The sequence below is a fragment of the Kistimonas asteriae genome (assembly GCF_018263925.1).
In the GTDB taxonomy this organism is placed as follows: Bacteria; Pseudomonadota; Gammaproteobacteria; order Pseudomonadales; family Endozoicomonadaceae; genus Kistimonas; species Kistimonas asteriae.
In genome coordinates, this window is the sequence record NZ_JAEVHF010000002.1 from 111,444 (window position 1) to 130,360 (window position 18,917).

General features: G+C 45.7%; 13 protein-coding genes. 4 read left to right on the forward strand and 9 right to left on the reverse strand.

All coding sequences use genetic code 11. The annotated features are described in order from the left end of the window. Window positions 1-84: 84 nt before the first annotated feature. Window positions 85-6,132 carry a hypothetical protein gene (locus KHS78_RS02805; RefSeq protein ID WP_211824936.1) on the forward strand — a complete coding sequence of 2,016 codons (6,048 nt, stop codon included), beginning with the start codon at window positions 85-87 and terminating at the stop codon, window positions 6,130-6,132. 9 nt (window positions 6,133-6,141) lie between these two features. Here the strand turns inward: KHS78_RS02805 and KHS78_RS02810 are convergent, their stop codons facing one another. The 4 genes from KHS78_RS02810 to KHS78_RS02825 form a co-directional block, all read right to left on the reverse strand. Further along, on the reverse strand, window positions 6,142-6,474 hold the full coding sequence (locus KHS78_RS02810) for a hypothetical protein (RefSeq protein ID WP_211824937.1): 333 nt from the start codon (window positions 6,472-6,474) through the stop codon (window positions 6,142-6,144). A 193-nt stretch (window positions 6,475-6,667) separates the two neighbouring features. Next, window positions 6,668-6,961 carry a hypothetical protein gene (locus KHS78_RS02815; protein WP_211824938.1) on the reverse strand — a complete coding sequence of 98 codons (294 nt, stop codon included), beginning with the start codon at window positions 6,959-6,961 and terminating at the stop codon, window positions 6,668-6,670. Between the two features lie 20 nt (window positions 6,962-6,981). Beyond that, window positions 6,982-7,611, reverse strand: a complete 630-nt coding sequence (locus KHS78_RS02820; RefSeq protein WP_211824939.1) for a trimeric intracellular cation channel family protein — start codon at window positions 7,609-7,611, stop codon at window positions 6,982-6,984. A gap of 107 nt (window positions 7,612-7,718) precedes the next feature. After that, the gene (locus KHS78_RS02825; RefSeq protein WP_211824940.1) at window positions 7,719-8,153 is read right to left on the reverse strand and encodes a hypothetical protein; all 435 of its coding nucleotides are present in this window, start codon (window positions 8,151-8,153) and stop codon (window positions 7,719-7,721) included. Between the two features lie 165 nt (window positions 8,154-8,318). Between KHS78_RS02825 and KHS78_RS02830 the strand changes: the two genes are divergently transcribed. Then, window positions 8,319-8,975: a glutathione S-transferase family protein gene (locus KHS78_RS02830; RefSeq protein ID WP_211824941.1), complete on the forward strand. Its 657-nt coding sequence runs from the start codon at window positions 8,319-8,321 to the stop codon at window positions 8,973-8,975. Window positions 8,976-9,011: 36 nt separating this feature from the next. Here KHS78_RS02830 and KHS78_RS02835 read toward each other — a convergent pair whose 3' ends face one another. From KHS78_RS02835 to KHS78_RS02850, 4 genes are all read right to left on the reverse strand, one after another. Then, the gene (locus KHS78_RS02835; RefSeq protein ID WP_211824942.1) at window positions 9,012-10,736 is read right to left on the reverse strand and encodes a hypothetical protein; all 1,725 of its coding nucleotides are present in this window, start codon (window positions 10,734-10,736) and stop codon (window positions 9,012-9,014) included. A gap of 338 nt (window positions 10,737-11,074) precedes the next feature. Continuing rightward, window positions 11,075-12,475 (reverse strand): hypothetical protein, encoded by a 1,401-nt coding sequence (locus tag KHS78_RS02840; RefSeq protein ID WP_211824943.1) that lies wholly within the window; start codon window positions 12,473-12,475, stop codon window positions 11,075-11,077. A gap of 35 nt (window positions 12,476-12,510) precedes the next feature. Continuing rightward, entirely contained in the window at window positions 12,511-14,397 is a 1,887-nt protein-coding gene (locus KHS78_RS02845) for a M48 family metallopeptidase (RefSeq protein ID WP_211824944.1), read from the reverse strand. A gap of 9 nt (window positions 14,398-14,406) precedes the next feature. Next, entirely contained in the window at window positions 14,407-15,000 is a 594-nt protein-coding gene (locus KHS78_RS02850) for a LemA family protein (RefSeq protein WP_211824946.1), read from the reverse strand. A 220-nt stretch (window positions 15,001-15,220) separates the two neighbouring features. On the opposite strand from KHS78_RS02850, the gene KHS78_RS02855 reads away from it, so the two are divergent. Together KHS78_RS02855 and KHS78_RS02860 are read left to right on the forward strand one after the other, a co-directional pair. Continuing rightward, window positions 15,221-16,339, forward strand: a complete 1,119-nt coding sequence (locus KHS78_RS02855) for a hypothetical protein (protein ID WP_211824947.1) — start codon at window positions 15,221-15,223, stop codon at window positions 16,337-16,339. Window positions 16,340-16,430: 91 nt separating this feature from the next. After that, window positions 16,431-17,528 (forward strand): phosphatidylinositol-specific phospholipase C, encoded by a 1,098-nt coding sequence (locus KHS78_RS02860; protein WP_246506067.1) that lies wholly within the window; start codon window positions 16,431-16,433, stop codon window positions 17,526-17,528. A 73-nt stretch (window positions 17,529-17,601) separates the two neighbouring features. On the opposite strand, the gene KHS78_RS02865 is transcribed toward KHS78_RS02860, so the two are convergent. Beyond that, a complete protein-coding gene (locus tag KHS78_RS02865) occupies window positions 17,602-18,915 on the reverse strand; it encodes a DUF1329 domain-containing protein (RefSeq protein ID WP_211824951.1) in 1,314 nt (437 codons plus the stop codon). Window positions 18,916-18,917: the final 2 nt, after the last annotated feature.

The following is an 18,917-nucleotide window of genomic DNA, read 5'->3' on the forward strand; positions in this document are numbered from 1 at the left end:
TCTGCTGATTGTAAGGCATTTGAATTGAACTAACTGATACATCGCCTGTCTGATGCTTGTGAAATCCAACAGAGAGGCAAGGGAATGGCACAGGCTCCAGGTCCAAGAACACCTTCAGAAACACCTCCAAGTACACCACCTGCAGTGCGACGATCGGGGGGGGCGCATGCGCAGGCCATGCGTGGCCGCATGCAAACGACCCATGTCAGTGTGCCACCGGGTTTTGAACGTTATTTTGCATCACCAGAATCAAGTGTAAGTGCTTCAGCAAGCGAAGTATTACCGCATTGGAAAAGAAAAGTAGCCGTTGTTTCAGTGGGTGAATTAACTGAGTCGTTGGAGCAACGTGTTTCAAAAGCGAGTGATTTTAAAGTTTTTCATAAATACGAACTGGTTGATGTGGAAAAGGTCATTAAGGATGCCGAATCACTTGATCCAAATAAAAAACGAGCTCTTTTGACCATCAATGAAGCAATAGATAAGAGGTACTTAAATCCAGAGAGTGTTATTGTTCCTGGAGAGTGGGAATGGGAAGAACCGCTTGAAACTAATGTTGTCAAACCAATGTTTGAAGCAGCACAAATTATAACCGGTGATCGAAATGTCGTTGATGTCGAAATAGAAAAATTAATGGAAATAAGGAAGGCGTTGCATGCGACTGAATCTGGCGCATGGAAACAGGTTTTTGCGAAAATATGGTTTTATAAAGCATCCTTGTTTTTCAAAGCATTACTTGCTTACGGGGGGAAAGGGTATTGTCAGGATTCGGCTAAGTCTCAATTAATGATGATGATGATGTATGGTTGTCATAATGAGTTGTACTGTTTGTTACCTGCACGACTTATAGAAGAAATTAAGAATAATATGGGGGTTGAAAAATTTGAGGAACAAGATCTTTCGAAACGAACAGTAATTATTGATAAATTAAAAGAATATCTTGAAAAAAGAGAAATATTAGAACGTTATGTCAGCGAGGAACAAGGAGTAGGATCCGGTCAATATAAAGCCTCTGCTGAAATTGAGCAAATAAAACAGGAGTGGGGCTATGAATCTACGAAGCAAAAGGTGATAGAGATTTTGGCAGGTTCCGCTACTGACGATTCTATTGATATATCGTCATTACCGCCATTAGAGATGTTTCTGGATAGAGAAGGTAATCTTTTCCCACATACAACCTGTGTATTGCAGTATACATTATTAATAGCTCAAAAATTAGATGATCATAAATATATGATGCAAGCATTGCGTTCTGTTAAGAGAATGTTTTTTAAACTAAAAGTAGAGGATAAAGAGATTGCTCAATCCTTCTGGTATTTCAGGGTTTTTCAGTACCTGGAGTATCTTCAAACTCTTGCACTAAAATCAAGGCTTAAAAAGCGCAATATTAACTCGATCTTAGGTGTATTGCGCGAGATGATATCTGAAAAAAAACTGTTGTCTTCGCTTTGTCTAGGGTCAAATGTTCTCGAAAAAGCAGTGGAAAATATAGAATCGTTAATGAGAATTAACTGTGAATGTGATGATATTCGAAGTGTTCTATTAAAAGAAGTCGAAGAAAGAAATAAATTAGAGTTAAGACGACAGCTGGTTAGGAAGATAGTAGCTTGTGATATTGATCGCGCTAATGCGGAAATACAAGCTCGAGAATACCGGCGGCCTGAACATGCTAAGCCTCTGGATATAGATGATAGGGATATGGCTAATTCCCATGATGTACGTATGCACTATGAAATTCTTGTGCTTTCATGGTGTTTTTTTGATGATGGGGTAGCTAGAGTTCATGTTTTAGAAAATATTCAAAAAAACCTATTGGCAAAAAAAATACCAATACATGATGAGGGTTTGTTATCAAAGATGTGGCTTGTTTTACTAATTGATGTGTTTGTGATTTTAACGAATGAATTAAAGGAAGAGGAAGACTTATTATTTGACCGAGCTTACCGATTGATTGAATATGCGATAAGAAACGGTATCCATGAAAATTTATCTGTTATACACCTTAAGTTACTAGAAAATGCTCTTGAAACTACATCAAATCGGAGGGATGAAGCGAGGGGGTTATATCAAGATGTATATAATGCTCGGATGAATTTACCCGGAGCTCACGAGGCTGAGGATGCTTCAGTGATGCCTAAGGAACCTTCATCTGATGAACAATTATCTGATGAAGAAGGGGAGGGGGTGAAAGGGAGCTATGATGTAACGGTACCTGAAAAAAGCGATAAGGCCGTAACTGTAACGCCGCAATCCCTAAAGGTAAAGCAAGCTGGTTTATCAAGGGGAGCAGAGGCTGAGGTAAAAATTAAAATATGTGGTTATGATCCTGTTGACATAAAACGACACCTTGAGACTCAATGTGATGAACTAGGTCATTTTATTGATGAGCTTTATAGTCAAAGGCACAGCGGGCTTGGACCATATCTACGCAAAGAGAAGGAAGTAAAGGGTCTTATAGTGATAGTTGAGGCTTTAAAAAATCAAGTGCTGCGGCCTGGAACTGTATCTGTTGAACCCTCATGGGGCTATAATAAACAGAAATTCATTGATGCCTGTTATCAAAGTAAATACTTGGAAGAGAGTGATGCAAGAGGCATCATATTTTATGTTGCCGGCTTGCCAGATGAAAATGTAGAGCAGGATCCAGACTATATACGGAAATTAAGTCTGCTCAGGGTGTGTCTTAGCAAAATTCAACAGCCAGTCTATAAACAGTTATTTATGTGGTCTTGGTTTTATAAGGTTATGCCTTTGTTTAATAGATTTGTTCTTTCTCAAGAACAAATCTTGATGACAGCTGATGATAGGAGAACATTGCTTGACTTGGTAAAATTCGGTTTCTGTTTTAATGCGCACTTGCTTTTAGAACCAGACTGGTTGAAACAAACTTTAGATAAAGAAGATAGTGAATGGTTTCCAGCTGTTGATGAAACAACACGCAGTTTTATCTTGACAAAAATCCATGAATATTTTGATGCTATAGAAAAGAAAAAATCATCATTAGTAGAAGCTCAGAAAGGTCAAGAATTAACAGGGCAGCAGGGTTTACCCTCTGATCAAGAAGAAAGTGATACTGTATATTTTACTCAGTTTTGGTCGCCAGCCGATGCAGTGGAGGAAGTTGAAAAAATACTGTGGGATAGACAGTATGAGAGTACTATTAATGAACGATGCCTACCCCCACTGAGTAATTATGAAACGGAAAGTGGTGGTGTTAAAGAGAATTCATTAGATGTCATAATGAATCTTCTTTTGATTAGATATAGGGTGAAAGAAGATTCGATTATTGGGGATAAACTGGAGTCCATCCAGATTGCTATTGACAAAGTTGATGTGCGCGATAGAAAGTTGCTGTCAGCGTTTTTCCTTTATAGGTTGATTGATTTTTGGGAGTACTTTTTCAATCATGAGGCCCCAAGAGCAACAGTATGGAGTTACATTGAGCTTATAGCAGAAATGGTCAGATGGACGCTTGTTAGAGGTATACACCAGTCACAGTATATTGAACAATGGTTTTTAGAGAAGTCGCTGAGACTATTAGATCGTTTTTCGCAGCAGGGCGTTGAGAATTATAAGGATATTCAGGCGAAGATATTTGAGGAGCTATGGGGACAAAAATTAGATAAAACAACACAATTGGTTAGCCAGCTTGTGAACGACGAAATTGAAGATTCTGATGCCGAAAATAGAACAAAAGATGAACCTCTTAACGTTGAGCGTGCTTTAACGGTGACGGGAGATGAATTCAATAGTTACGAGTTACATGAACACTTTTTGTATGTGCTTTTATGCTGGTATCGACCTATATCAAATGAAAATAGGTTGAAAATTTTTGAAAGTGTATTAAGGAATGTTTTTGATCAAGATATTTTTGATGATGATATAAAAGACCTGCTTTTAAGATTGTTGCTGATTCGAATGACACAGTATTCAGATTGGATAACCCCACAAAAAATTAAAGATAAAGATGCTTGTACTAATCAATTGTTAGGTATTGTTAAATTGTCAGTTGAACACGATATTCAAGAGAGATTACCTGTTGATTGGTTAGAAGTGCTGCATGTAGCACTTGTTAGCATTTCGAATGCAGAAAATAGAAAAGACGGAGGGGAAGGTGAGATTATTAATGTTGCTTTGGCAAAAGGGTTATCCGAGTCAGTTGCAAGGAGTCTTCATAGTAAAGAAGCGCATTTCTCTGCACTGTTACCAACCCCTGTGGAGAAAATCAGTGATGATGAGTCATCGATAGAAAGTAGAGAAGATATCGAAATTGATGATATCGATAGCTATGTTGATAACATACTCATGAAACGAGAGTCTTATCCCCCGGTTCTTATGAGCGACCTCGGCCATACCAGGGGTAAGTACTTGTCGTTTGTTGGTAAGCACAAGGAACTCACCCACGATAATGTGACGGATATTCTGAACTATCTTTTGCGCGTTGATTATGAGATTTCTGAGGCGGAAGATGTGGAAAATGCGCTCAGGCCCGTTCAATCAGTTATTCCGTGTATTGTAGCGGGAGAAGACCATCAACGTTGTGCAAAACTATTTATGCACATGATGATGGTGAATTTGCAACGTTTGTACATTTATCAATGTGCTGGTAAATCTCTTGATGAATATGAGGTTGAATGTCTGGAACTGTTTTCTGGCTATTTAAACTGGTGCTTCGAACAAGGATTTAATCAATGGTTTGAACGGGATGAAGTTGACCATGTTTTAGGGGTTTTGAATTATTTTGAGAATCGTCAAATTATATTGATTTCTGACAGCATGAAGATAATAGTGGATGATTATGTGATAAGAAGAGTAATGGATACTTATTACGAAGGTGAAAACATCGAATTAGAGTCAGATCAGTCGCTTCGACACTTAACACTGAAGGAGATCGCAAATAATGCCTTGCCTGCCAGTCTATCCCCGCAGGAGGGTGCTGAAGCTGCGATTTGTAATGAAATAGTCTTTGCTGATAAGACTGTGCCGATTGTAGAGATTATTGAACAATTGTTATGGTGTGAAGATGCGCAATGTCCAATCGCGGTTTGTCGCACTACGACATGTGCTAGCCGACTTTTCAAACGCATAGAAAATAATGCTTTAAAAACAAGAATGTATAGGAATATGTTTTTGCACGCTATTGAATCTCATCGTGCTTCGGAGACAGCCTTTGTGGTTCAAAATCTACCAGAAAGTACAACATCTGATTTTCATCTGGTTGTTAAAGATGGTCTTATGTATATACAGCAACTGAGATTGATGTATTTACGCACTCCAACGGTAGAATTGCAGGATCAGAACAGCTTGAAAGGTACAAGTATTCCAGAAGGAATGGCGATGCGTAGGTACTTTCGGGCAGAGGCATTTAACAGTGCTTTGCAGGCCAAAGCGAACAGTCCTGGTGGGGCTATCCCTCTAGAAGAATGTGGCATTATTTTAGGACCTGAATGGAGAAATCAGCTCAGTGGTTTGATTTTGTCAGGTGAAGTCAATCGAGTCATGAATCTTGAAAACATTGCAGCCTCAAAACCTGTCCCTTTTTGGCGCCATATTGATACCAAAGACATTAAAGTGGATATTAAATTTGTGTGTGACGTTTGTTTGCACTATCAGAGGCAACCTGTTGAGCAACGAGATGAGGAGCTGTATGAAAATTATAAGTTGCTCGTAAATCAATTTCATAATGATAACCCAGAGGCTTTCTGGTTAGTTAATAATGATAAAAACATACAATCGAAAATTGCTATTTTCTCACTACTTACCTGTGAAAGTCGGCAAAATCTTAATGAAGTAGAACCCGACTCTTTGAAGCAAGTCGTGCTTGACAGTATGTGTATACGCTATCCGAGAGAAGATGTGGATATCCGTCAAATTAAGAATCAAGCTAATAATTTGTTGCGGAGAGGAGTTAGGGCAACTAATTGGCAAAGCCTTGTGAGGATTTATGTGCAGTTTTTTTATGGGAAGAGTAACCCAATCACAAAGCCAGAAATAAAATTGATGGAGAGACTGGAGAATCGACTTCAAAAGAAATCGGCTGATCTTTTAAGTTTTGATAGCTTTGATAATGATTATAACCTGTCGTGTTTAGAGGCAATCTACTGGCATAAATTATGGAGCAGGTTAACTATTTAAGCACCATGTTTACCAAGCATGTCCTATTTCAATGGTCTGATGCCGCGTCGACATATAAATATAGCGCCCTTGCCCTGGGTAGAGCGTTACGGTTTCGGGAATAAAGTCACCCACATAGAAGGTGATAATGTGATCGCTGGTATTCACAAAATAGTGGTAGTCTGCCAACCGGTAGTTTTTTCCTGGTTGTTCTGATGGTGTGTCGTCGTGCGGGGGGAGAGATGGCTGATGATTTTCAGTGGCTATCTCAATATCTGTCGCTTCATTTGCCATGATGGTTGTCATGCCGAGTGATATGAGTAAAGCACCTGCTGTCAAACTGGTTTGAATCCATGACCACATAATTACTTCTCCTTGAAAACGGCTTTACATCCTTGCTGTTGTCTATACGGGGTCAAGCCTTTTACCTGTCTGAACACCGTTATTCTTATTTTTGATAACGTGCTGACAATAAAGTTCCCGATTCTGACCAGGCAATAGTGCACGGCGCTGAAGGCCTGATTGAGGGCTGACTATAAGGCTTGTTGTTTCCAGGCTATTTCATCTTCTGGATGGCCTGATCAACCCGTTGGCACCAGGCTGGAGAACCCGGTTGGGGGTTGGCTGGTTCTGACCAGCGAAGTCTGCGGTGAATCACGTAATACCATTCAGAAGAGCCAATATCCGGTCCGTGACCATACCCATCTCCGGTTCCGATCAGATGTTCTACCCTCTGGTTCCATTCGGGCGAACAGGGCGGTGGGGTATTGGCTGACTGGGTCGTGGATAGGGATTCACAGCCAAGCAGGCCAAGGCAGAGCAATGGTAGACAACGGCGCAGGAATACCATGGGACAGCTCCAGAGAGGCTTCAGTCTGAGGAAGGGCCATCATACAGGAAGATGGGTAGGGTGATATGGTATTTCAGCGCCAGCATCCGCAGGGTTACCCCAGACACCATCACGATAGCGATGATCAGTATCGGATCCAAGGGCGTATGGGTGAGGCCGACATAGAGGCCGGTCGCGAATAGGGAGACCGTGGCATAGAGCTCCTTACGGAAGACCCAGGGCACATCGCCACAGAGCACATCCCGGATAATCCCCCCGAATACGCCGGTCAACAGGGCTGACAGCGTGGCAATCGTATAGCCGTGCCCATGATCCAGGGCGATATGGGCACCGATGATGGACAGCCCGGTGACCCCGACGGCATCGAAAAACAGGAAGACCCGCAGCAGGTGGTTGAGATAGCGCCTTATCAGGATGGTGGTCAGGGCGGCTGCCAGGCAGATCCAGATGACTTCCGGCCAGCGAATCCACAGCAGGGGGAAATTGTTCAGGAAGACATCCCGCAGGGTGCCGCCGCCCAGCGCCGTGGCGAAAGCAATGATCACCACCCCGAATGGATCCATCCCCTTGCGCCCGGCAGACAGGGCGCCGGCAATAGACTCGGAGACAATGGAGAGGATCAGAATGCTGATCAGAACCTGGTTTTCCATGGCAACTCCCTGAATGCCCCTGAAAAGGGCATGTCACCGGCGGTTGTTGTTGGCCTTGCCCGGATCGTGTCCGGGTACCTTTGACCTATAGTAGACAGTGAATTGAATTACGGGGTTCCCGGTTCATCGTTACAGGCTTCGAAAACCCCCTCAAAGATATCCGTGCATAACGGGTAATCGTGATACTCAGGGTCCTCGCAGGATTCCAGCACCCATGAAGCGCGCTTGAGGATTTCCTCGGAGCCCGGTGTCTGCTTGCAGAACCAGTCACGATTGGTGGCGACGCTCAGGCAGGCCTGGGTGCGTAACCGGAGTTCGATTCGACAGGACAGGGATGACCACTCACATGTCTGTGACCATTGCAGGCTTTGTGTGACGCAGTCTTCTGCAGCGCTGCCGGCACTTTCTTCTACCACCTCGTCGTAGAGGTTGGCGTAGTGTTCCAGATTATTGCTGACCCACCAGTAGCCCGCAGCGGCAATCAGGCAAATGGTGAGGAACAGCGCCATGAGCAATAATCCCATCAGTTTGGCGGTTGACATAGCGGGTGTCCGTTATCCGTGATGTAACGATTGGTCTTACCGTATCATCGGATCGTTCGCTACGATGCTTTAATGAGGAGGCTCCTGTCTGTGGCACCAGACGGCCAGACTTGAGTCATGGGGTGGGTTGTCTGATACTGGGTTGGCGGTATACAGGAGAGAGTTATGGCGGATAGCATTGAACTTATCAGCTTTAAGCTGTGCCCGTTTGTCCAGCGCTCAGTGATCACATTGCTGGAGAAGGGGGTGCCGTTTGATATCACCTATATCGACCTGTCCAACAAGCCGGACTGGTTTCTCAAAATCTCGCCAACGGGCAAGGTACCGGTATTGCGGATAGGCGATACGGTGCTATTTGAATCTGCCGTGATCAATGAATACCTGGATGAGGTCACGCCGCCTTCGCTGCATCCCTCTGATCCGTTGGAAAAAGCCCGGCATCGCGCCTGGATTGAGTATCTCTCCACGCTGTTTATGAACCAGTACCGGCTGATCATGGCGAAAGATAAGGCTGCCTTTGAGCAGGAAAGGGATACTTTTATTGATGGGCTTGCCCGACTGGAAGAGCAGCTCGCGGATGAGGGGCCGTGGTTCGCCGGAGCACGTTTTTCCCTAGTGGATACGGCTGGTGCTCCTCTGATGATGCGAACGGATACGCTGGATCGTAACTTCTCTACTGGATTACTCAAACCATACCCAAAGTTGCAGCGTTGGAGTGATACACTGCTGGCGCGGGAATCCGTTAAGCTATCAGTTGTTGAAGATTTTGAGCAGCTCTCGATTGCACGTTATCGGTCACAGGGTAGTTGGGTGATGGCGTGATCATACAATGTGTGATTCAGTACTGCGCAACTACACCTATGCGTCAGAGTCGGAACTCCTTCTAGGTTTCTTGCGAACCGGTATGTCTGAAGATTCCTCAACATCTTCTTGTCTACGGGGGCTGGGAAAGGTTTCCTGCTCAGTCTGCTCTTCTTGAAGGCTTAATGATGGGACGAAGCCTAACGAGGGTAAGTTTTGAACTTCTCGATAGCCTAATGATGGTACGAAACCTAGAGAGGGTAAGCTCTCAACTTCTCCAGCGACAGTCTCTGGGTGAGAGGATGTCTCTGCTGTCGGTAAAGTGTGCGTGTAATCAGGATGTTCAGATAATAGTGTTATGTCGATATTTGATATATCAAATCCACCTGAAAGTAATGGTTGAGGTTCGGTTTGGGGCTGTTCTTTGAAGGGGAGGGTCGGAATATCTTGTTCGTCATCGGAAGAATCGCTAGATAACCATAATTCTGGGTGTTCATAGTGATAGCGCACGTTCTCACTTAGCATCGCATGGGATGAGTGGGGTATGTCAGAAATATTATGAACGCTTTTAGCTTTCGACGTCGATGGTTTTGGCGATGAATCTGAATCTGGTGTGGCCCGTCCTGACGAGATACCGGTTGAGATTGGCGAACCACTGGTAGACGATAAGTGACACTGTTCCGGAAGTGTAGGAAACATATCGGACAGTTCTTTTTTGAATCTGTCTAACCTTACAGGGCAGAGAGGTTTTAGCAATTCGCACAGGCGGTCAATCCAGAGTTGGCAGCATGGATTCTTGGGGAAGGTAAATGCTGGACCCTCCATGCTTGAATCCTTTCTAATGTGCTGTATTGGTAGGACATCATCGGCATACTCTGGAAAGGCAAGATCATTATCTATTGCGATCAGTTTAACGTTTTCATTCAGCGGGGTTAATGTTTTGGGGGAGGGCGTCACCATAATGTTGGTTAACTTGACATGGTCGATCTGGCCACACAGTTGATCAATAGCTCCAATCAGGCGCAAGTCAGGGTGATTGCCAAAATGATGTTTGAATGCTTTATAGGCTGTTTCCTTGAAATCCGTATCCCAATAGCGTGAAGGTTCTTTTTTTAAACGATTTATTTTATCTTTTTTCTCCTCATCTGCAGTCAGAGTAATTAAGTTATGTTGATTAAGCCATTCTTCAATGGTTATCCCTTTAATAAAAGGCATCAATAACCCGAATTCGTCCTCCCCCATTTGTGCAAGGTCTGCATGCACAAAGACATGTCCGGCACCAAGTGATTGAGCGAGAACTTGCACAGATAGCGCTCTTCGGGTTGTATGTAATAAACCATCTTCTGTGTCTGTCGAGAATGCTGCTTCATTTTTGAAAGCTCTTTTCCCTATTTCCCTGTATGCTTGAAGTGTTTTCTCATCCGGTTTGACTTCCTTTTTGATAATATAGGCGCTGGGATCATCATACCCTTCCATTCTTTTATCAGTACTTTGTATATAGTCTTTATCTATTTTGAATTGGTGGAGGTTTTTGGTTTTTATTGTAGGGTGATGATAGCCTGCTTGCCCTCTGTAATAGATAATGCCAGTACGGTTAAGGTGGTCTAGCGAGATTGATCTTGCTCCAGTGGTTATGTTGATATTCTTAAATGGACTGGGAGAAGGGTTAAGGTTTTTCCTTAAAGAGCAGGACAATCGATGAATATCAATGCCGAAGTTCTGTCTTTTCTGTGTGGAGTAATCGGGTGAGAATCCAAGTGATTTTCGTTGTGTCTTAGGCATAAAAATATAATGGTATAGAGTGCGATAAAATATCGTCTTGTTGCAAAGCTTATGGGCTATATAAAAAGAGGTGCAATACTAATGGTATTGGTGAAATTTATTAAATAACAGGCAGGTTAATATTTCTAACATTTTAAATAATGGTTTTAGAAGTGAAAACGGAACCTGCTAATTACCTACCAATGCATATGATGAATATTGCAGGTTAACGGACTTTCCTTGAAGCGATAGAGTTTCTGCTGATTCAATCAAACTTATTAAAGTTGTTGCTGATATCTGGTAAATAACGTGCCATATAATTATACAGTCGCTCTTGCTTGGCTGCTATTAGCGTTGGATCAGAAGAATGGGGTAGAGTCTTCTTCCTCATCATTGGATGATGATGTATCCCATCCTGCTGATGGATCCATGGGGGATCGTATTCCTCTAGGTTGAACAGATTTTGATGTTGGCGCAACGCCTATGGCTAAATGTTGCTTAGTATCAGGTGTTACATGTCCTGACCCGGATGAGCTGGTTGCCGTGGTTTCGCCAATGGTATTACAGGCTTCCTGAAGGTAAGGGAATGCCGTTGATAATGACGTACGTAATTGCTCAATTTTAGCCGGGGTAAGAAAAGGTGTGATACAACTTAGTAAGCGCTTTACCCATATCTTGCAGCAGGGCTGGGTAAGTTGCAGCCTTGTTGGATACTGTACCGTTGGATCTTCCAATAGATCGGTGAGTGGATTGTATGGGCGTTTCACAAAGTTAGGAAAGGCGTAGTCAGGATCTATTGCAACAAGCTTGCGTTCAGGGAGTTCTGCATCCTCTTTTTTTATAATGATATTTGTTAACTTACTTCGATCCAGTTGCAAACAGAGCCAATCGATAAACTTTATACGCATATAATCGTTGTGATATTTGAAAATCGTATCAAAGGCGCTGTTCGCAGTTTTGAAATAGTTTTCATCGAAATAGCGGTGTTTTTGTTCGATTAGCGGTTCAATAGCCGCGAGTAGATTGTTTTCAGCAGCCTCTTGTCTGATTAATCCTGTACGAACCAACATTTCATCACCCGTTTCCCCTTCAATCATTGGCATAAGCAGACCAAAATGACCCTCATAATCACATGCCAAATGTGTTGGGGTGAAAAGATTATCCCCGCCTAGAAATACCTGGCTCATGATGGATGGAACAAGGCCTGCCAGCGTTGTGTGTATATAGCCATATCTATCAGCCTCGAATGCCGTAGCCTGCAAGTATGCATGTCGTATATTCAGTGATGCGAGAGATTCTTGAGAGATCTGCATTTCTTGTTTGAAAATCCATCGGGGAATGCCTTCCAGCGGTGGTGTTGGTGTATCGATATCAAATTCGAAGAATTTGTCCGAATCGATATATTGGCATTTCTCACCTTTTGTTCCACGAACAAGATAGATGCCAGCATCTCTTAATTGGTATTCATGAATGAGCCGTGATGCTAATGGAATGCCAGGTTCTTTATTTTCCGGAGAGCCTGGAGGTGTACCAAGTGCATTTCTTGTACTACAGGATAATCGGTTTATTTTAATGCCAAAAGGGCGATAGGTCACAGCACCTTTGGACGAGGTATCGGGCACATGGGATGTCGATGCTGTGGGGGCGTCAGAAGCGATCATATTGTCTGATTGAAGAGTGTGATTATTTCTTAAGCCTGTAAATTTACAGGTAGTAATTAAAAACGATCGGATAAAAATAAGCTGTAACCAGACAGCCATAAACACTGACGAATGTTATAAGAATACCTTTAGTCTTATAGGGCAGATGTAACCAGAGGAGGGATTGGACATTCCATGACAACCGCCATGGCGCGCAGTGTTTGTGCTTCAGCCAGCTCAACCTGACCATCATGTTCGATGCACTGGCAACAGGCCTTCAGCAGTTTTTCCTTGGCGTCTGGTTTGAGGCGATTGGCGGCTTCAAGGGCATTGGACAGATCCCGATAGCTCATTTTGGCGGGTGGCTTTTGTTGCTTCAGCGCCAGACTGGCCATGGTTTCTCGATAGCATGTTTGTTTTGCATCCTTGTCCATGCCTGACATGCTGATCAATGCACTGATGATCTGGGCGGCTTCTGCGCCAATCTTTCGAACATCGCCGTAGCTGTCAAACGGCATCTGTGTCTTTTTATGCCGGGTGCTGCCCAGGTGATGTTGAACAATCGCCAATAAAGCCCATTCGTGAGGACTGGTTTTTCCGTCTGCCTTTGCCAGTTCCAGTAACGTCTGTAGCAGTTGTTTCTGTTGGGGGCGGGGCAGCGTTCGCAGGGTGGGTAATGTCAGCTCAACCAGAACCAGTGGGTCAGTCACCGTGCTGCTTTCGATCGCATGGTAGAGTTCAATCGTTTGATTGAGGGTCGCTTCATCATACTGCTTTCGAATAATCGCGGCCCGTTTCTCAATCATGTCCGGGTTATCATCCAGCATCAGAGCCATGAGCAGCATAACCGAGTCGTCTTTCTGATGGACGGCACCAGCCAGCCGCATTGGCAGAGCACTGAGCAACGCTGACGCATAGGCCAGGTGCGACGCATTCGGTGTTCCCATGGCATTGAAAGACGCTGTCAGGGTGTCTGCCTTAATTGAACCGGTGCCAGTGCTTGTTGTTGTGTTGGCTGCTGCGGGGGTATCGGTATCCGCTTCGATGAGAATGGGGGTGATGTATTTACCGTTCCAGTCAGGCATCAGTTTACGAATGCGATCTTCCAGCGGAGGATGTGTGGCAAACAGCGCATTGAAAAATCCACCGACGGATTTGCCAAACATCATATGGCTGACGTCCGGTGCATGGGCGGATTGCAACAGGGAGCTGTAGGCCGAACCACCGATCTTGCTCAGGGCATTGGCAATGCCTTCATTATTACGCGTGTATTGGAGCGCGGAGGCATCCGCCAGGTATTCACGGGTCCGGCTGACGGAAGCTTTGATCAGGTTGCCAAAAAACGCCCCGCTGTAACCGATGATCATGAGACCCAGTCCGGCGATGGCGAGCGGTGTGCCATCCCGCGATCGCGAACTGCCCCCGGCGCGCATCATGATGTAGCCGAATTCCGCCAGCATGGTGATGCCGTAGATGATACCGATCAGGCGAATATTCAGCCGCATGTCGCCGTGGACGATATGGCTGAATTCATGGGCAATGACACCTTCCAGTTCATCCCGGGTCAGCTGCTCCATGGTGCCTCGGGTCACGCCGATAACGGCGTCCTGCAGCGTAAAGCCCGCCGCAAAGGCATTGATGCCTTTTTCCCCATGAAGGACATAAACAGCCGGCACCGGGGTGCCGGAGGCGATGGCCATCTCTTCCACGATGTTCAGCAGTCGGCGTTCGTGAAAGTGTGACGTTGCCGGGTCAACCAGTTTGCCGCCAAGGGAATCTGCGACGGCCTTGCCGCCCTTACTGCGCAGGGTGAGGGTGCGTGTTACGCTGGCGCTGAGAACCACGGAGCCGATCAGACAGCTGAATATGAAAAAGGTTTCCAGCGTGAACCAGGTCGTCCAGGGTAATTCGGATTTGTAGCCTCGGAAGAAGGCATATACCAGGTTGGAGCCTGCGATAAGGCTGAATACCGCCAGCGCCATGAATACCAGCAGACGCCCGGTTTTACGTCGGGCGTCTTTCTGCCACTGGAAGAACGTCATTAGCAGGGCTTAGAAGCTGACTTTGGGGGCAGCCTGCATCTGTTCGCTGTCTTCAAACTCCAGCAGACCCGCATCCTTGCCATGGCCGAATTTGGCAGCAAAGAGGATCTGGGGGAAGGACTGGCGGAAGGTGTTGTAGTCCGTCACGGCATCGTTATAAAACTGCCGTGACCGGGCGACCTTGTTTTCCGTGCTGGTCAGCTCTTCGGAGAGCTGCATCATGTTTTCGTTGGCCTTGAGATCCGGATAGTTTTCCATCACCACATTCAGACTGCCCATGGCGCCTGACAGCGCCTGCTCGGCGCCACTGAATTTTTTCATGTTGTCAGCGGTGAGATTGCCGGCCATGGATTTCAGAATCTCTGAGGCCTGATTACGGGCTTTGATGACCTTCTCCATGGTTTCCTGCTCATGGCTCATGTACGCCTTGGCGGTTTCCACCAGGTTGGGGATCAGGTCATAGCGGCGCTTGAGCTGGACTTCGATCTGGGAAAAGCCGTTTTCATAGCCATTCTTTTTAGACACCAAGCCGTTGTATATCGTGATGATATAAACAATAGCGCCCACGATAAGTAAGAGCGTGACAATACTTGCAATATCCATTTTGGCCAGCTTCCTTCGTTAGTCTGTTTATAAGAGAAAAAGCTATTTTTGAGTGTATCAGAAACGCTTCTTTTCGTGTGCCGTGCAATGGGTTTTCTGCGCTGTTATGCACATTCCTGATAGTGCGCCGTCTCTTTACACATTATCCGACCAAGCGAAGGACTGAGCACAGAGCCTGTCTAGACTGAACTAAAAGGGGTATAGCAAAGGAAATAGGCTGATGGTGAAGGCAGTACCAGGGAGTGGTAATACGCCAGTCAATTATGTACCTGGCAGCGAAGAGGGGGGCTCCAGGACGAGTGGTCGAGTGTCCATAACGGAGGGGCAGCAGTATTTCAAGCAGGTCGACCAGTTTGAAGACCCTCTGCCTAGTAAGCCATTTTCCCGTCGAAATGCAAAACGTTACAAACAGATGCCCCCCAGCCTGCTTCTGAAAAGACCGAAGTTAGACCAGGCAAAAGTGCATTTTTCTAAGCAATTTTACCAGGACACCCTGCAGCGCGCTGATACGACCAATAACAAAATCCAGCAATTGAAAGCAAAGCATATTTCAAAAGATGCGTTGGGTGCGCACAAAAAATGGACGTCTGATCAGCTTGAAACCTGTAAACGGGATTGTTATCAGGCGACTCAGGAGTTAAAGGCAGAATTGCAGGTGTTAATCAACAATGAGGAAGGCAGTCATCCTACCAATACAGGCAGCGTTCAGTCTGTGGCAAAGCTGTCATTGAGGGTATTCTGGCTACAAGATCAAATACTGTCTCAAACAAGACCCAAGCGAATAACACAAACGCTCCCGGAAGGCATTGAAAAGGGCTTGAAAACGAAGCAGAAAAAAAAGAAGAACGATATTCGCCAGATGGAGATGAGCGGAAAGGACAAGCTGGTTGCATTTAACACCGGCATATCAGGTTTTTCAGGGTTACTGACGTCAACCCGGCTGTTCCTTGCATCACTGCCAGATGGTATGACTAAATCAGAATTCAATGTACAACTCGTACAATCTGTGAAGGCCAGCGATAAAGAAAGGGTGATGCATCAAGGTGAGTATCCACAGGTTGCCATGAAGACAGAGTTACTCAGAAAAGTAACGACGAAAATGAATAATTTAAAGAAATGTCTTGGGGAAGATGATCGGATAAAACTCAACAGCCTTTATGAAGGGGCTAGTGCGAAAATTGGTGGTATAGATTTTATCGGTCATGCGGATGGTAAAGTGGCGGATGATTTTATTTATACGCGCGATGTCATCAACCAGCTGCAACAGCATCTGCTCAAGCTACAACACTTTGCTGAAGAGCTCGGTGTCAAATATGGCCTTGATGCCGAATATTTCTAATGCCCAGGAATTCAATGGATTTTGTTTATCGTGACCCATGCCGATGTGAACGACAGAGTAAGCGGCAGAACGCGATGTCATAGTGGGTAGCATGGATCGACGAAAGGGTATGATGCCTCTGTACTTGTTGGTTAAATTGCGCAGCATCCAATCCGCTATGCGAGTGTGTTTTTTACAGAGGTATTTCTCAAAAAGCCTGCTTGTTTGTGCTGCTGTGCTGTCACCGGTGATAGTTGCTGATGACCTTGGCTATTACCATGGTTCTGATCCTGTTGCCGATAACAGCGACTGGATGGCAACAGTGCCGGGCGATCAGCGACTCAGTGCTTTATCGCTACCGGGCACCCATAACTCGCTCTCGTTTTATGGCGGTGATATCGTACAAACCCAAAGCATGTCACTGACCAATCAATTATTGTCAGGCATCCGGGTCTTGGATATTCGCGTGCGCCACTTCTATGACAAATTTGCCATACACCATGGTTTTGTTTTTCAAAATGCCTATTTTGGCCCCGATGTTATGGCGCCCATAACCGCATTCCTGGCCGCGAACCCAACCGAAACGGTAGTGATGCGGTTAAGGGATGAATATACCGCTCAAGGCAATACACGTTCTTTCAATCAAACCTTCCAGGATTATAAAAACCGTTATGGCGCATTTATCTGGAACCCTGACAGCATCAACCCGACCCTTAAAGAAATACGCGGTAAAATCGTTATTCTGCAAAATTTTGGCGGCGGCCATCACGGCATAAATTATGGTTATCTGGATCGACAGGATTCTTATTCCGTATCCAGCAACTGGGATCTCTACAGTAAATGGCAAAAGGTGAAGGCACATGTGGAAAAGGCCAAACATGGGAGCCGCAACATTATCTATGTCAATTTTCTTAATGCGTCCGGTGGATCCTTTCCTTATTTTGTGGCCAGTGGCAAATCCAGCCCTCAGACCTCAGCGCCAAGATTGTTAACGGGGCTTACCACGCCTGGGTGGAAGAACAGTTATCCCGACTTTCCTCGAGTGGGTTGTTTCATTGGCATTTGCAGTATTGCTTTTGAAGGTATCAACAATTTGATGGCCCATTACATTGCTAATGGCCATACCGATTTTACCGGGATTATCATAGCGGACTTTCCTGGTGCCGGTTTGATAAATAGTGTGATTTCATTGAATCACAATGATGGATGATGTGTTCAATGCTTGAGTTCCGAAGATGGAAATGTGCAGCCGGTCTCCTGACAGGCTGCTGTCATTGTGAGTATTAACGTCGTCCCATCCGCCGCAATGATGCCGGGGTAAAGTGCTTTTTCTTGGGCATGACCTCTGGGAAGTCGATGGCAGTATTTCCTTTGTTGATCAGACCCTGCACATGGTATCGGCGAGACTGAAGGTCATGGAATACATCCCATGTCGTCCAGGTAGTGGGCACATCTTCATAGTTGGCAAGATAAGCGATGCTCACCTTCCAGAGCTGGTCACGGCCATCGTACTGATCCACGATGGCGGCGCCCCAGCTGTCCTCATCCAGATAGAGTGTCCGACGTGAATAAATGTGGCGCTTGTCATCCTTCAGTTTGCCTTCCACAACCCAGACACGGTGCAGCTCATAGCGGGTGAAATCCGGGTTGATGTGACCCGCCATGAAGATGTCATCGTATTCCGGTGTTTCTTTCAGCAGTTGCTGGTTGTTGTAGGGAATGTAGACTTCCTTTTTGCCTTTCAACGTCCAGTCATAAAGATCGGGCGCGCCGTTATACAGGTCAGTGTCATCGGCAGTTCGCAAACCTCCACCACCAACGGGTGTGTCATAGGAGAGAATCGGTGCCCGACGTACACGACGAATGCCAGGCAAGTAGCCCCAGGCCAATCGGGGCTCGGCTGACTGATCCTGCGTCTCGTGAATCAGCTGGGCACTGCCATCGTCGTTTTTGGACAGGTAATAGAACAGGATATTCTCGAGATCTGCCTCACTGCCGTCAGGCTGGTTGTAGTTGAAAAGAATCTCATCCTCGGAACGGGCGTAGGTATAGCTGCCACTCCGCTCCACGGTTGCTTCAACAGTTGGCCGTTTGATGTACTCCCCCCGGTAGCGGACGATATGGTTCCACAGCGCTTCCAAACCATTGTCCGGTAATGGGAACGGGTAGGCGTCATAGGCACCCTTGAATCCGTTGCCACCGTTGAGAAGCTTGGCATTACTGGCGGCTTTCAGGGTGTTGTCATAGATTCGCTCAGGGTAATTCGCGGTTCGCTGGCTGGGATAAACCGGCATGCGAAAGGTTTCCGGGTAGCGTTCAAACAGGGCGATCTGGCCAACGGACAGGTTATCCCGGTACTGATCGAGGTTGGCGGCTGTTATTTCAAACAGGGGTTTGTCGGCGGAGACTGCCTCACTGCTGGCGGATTCTCCCCAGCCGGGAATGGTGCCGTCTGCATTGCCTTGCCTGTCAGCGCCCAGTGGTGTGAGTTCACTGCCCAGTTTGCTGATATCCTGTGGCGTAATACTGGCCAGGACGGAGCCTGACGTGAGTGTCAGGGCCAGGCTGCCGGCCAGGAGCAGGTGGTTTCTTATCATGG

Bases quoted from the DNA above. Each gene is read 5' to 3' on its own strand.
- KHS78_RS02865 (WP_211824951.1), bottom strand. From the start codon at position 18,915: ATGATAAGAAACCACCTGCTCCTGGCCGGCAGCCTGGCCCTGACACTC.
- KHS78_RS02835 (WP_211824942.1), bottom strand. From the start codon at position 10,736: ATGCCTAAGACACAACGAAAATCACTTGGATTCTCACCCGATTACTCC.
- KHS78_RS02860 (WP_246506067.1), top strand. From the start codon at position 16,431: ATGGATCGACGAAAGGGTATGATGCCTCTGTACTTGTTGGTTAAATTG.
- KHS78_RS02840 (WP_211824943.1), bottom strand. From the start codon at position 12,475: ATGGCTGTCTGGTTACAGCTTATTTTTATCCGATCGTTTTTAATTACT.
- KHS78_RS02830 (WP_211824941.1), top strand. From the start codon at position 8,319: ATGGCGGATAGCATTGAACTTATCAGCTTTAAGCTGTGCCCGTTTGTC.
- KHS78_RS02825 (WP_211824940.1), bottom strand. From the start codon at position 8,153: ATGTCAACCGCCAAACTGATGGGATTATTGCTCATGGCGCTGTTCCTC.
- KHS78_RS02805 (WP_211824936.1), top strand. From the start codon at position 85: ATGGCACAGGCTCCAGGTCCAAGAACACCTTCAGAAACACCTCCAAGT.
- KHS78_RS02855 (WP_211824947.1), top strand. From the start codon at position 15,221: ATGGTGAAGGCAGTACCAGGGAGTGGTAATACGCCAGTCAATTATGTA.
- KHS78_RS02850 (WP_211824946.1), bottom strand. From the start codon at position 15,000: ATGGATATTGCAAGTATTGTCACGCTCTTACTTATCGTGGGCGCTATT.
- KHS78_RS02845 (WP_211824944.1), bottom strand. From the start codon at position 14,397: ATGACGTTCTTCCAGTGGCAGAAAGACGCCCGACGTAAAACCGGGCGT.
- KHS78_RS02815 (WP_211824938.1), bottom strand. From the start codon at position 6,961: ATGGTATTCCTGCGCCGTTGTCTACCATTGCTCTGCCTTGGCCTGCTT.
- KHS78_RS02820 (WP_211824939.1), bottom strand. From the start codon at position 7,611: ATGGAAAACCAGGTTCTGATCAGCATTCTGATCCTCTCCATTGTCTCC.
- KHS78_RS02810 (WP_211824937.1), bottom strand. From the start codon at position 6,474: ATGTGGTCATGGATTCAAACCAGTTTGACAGCAGGTGCTTTACTCATA.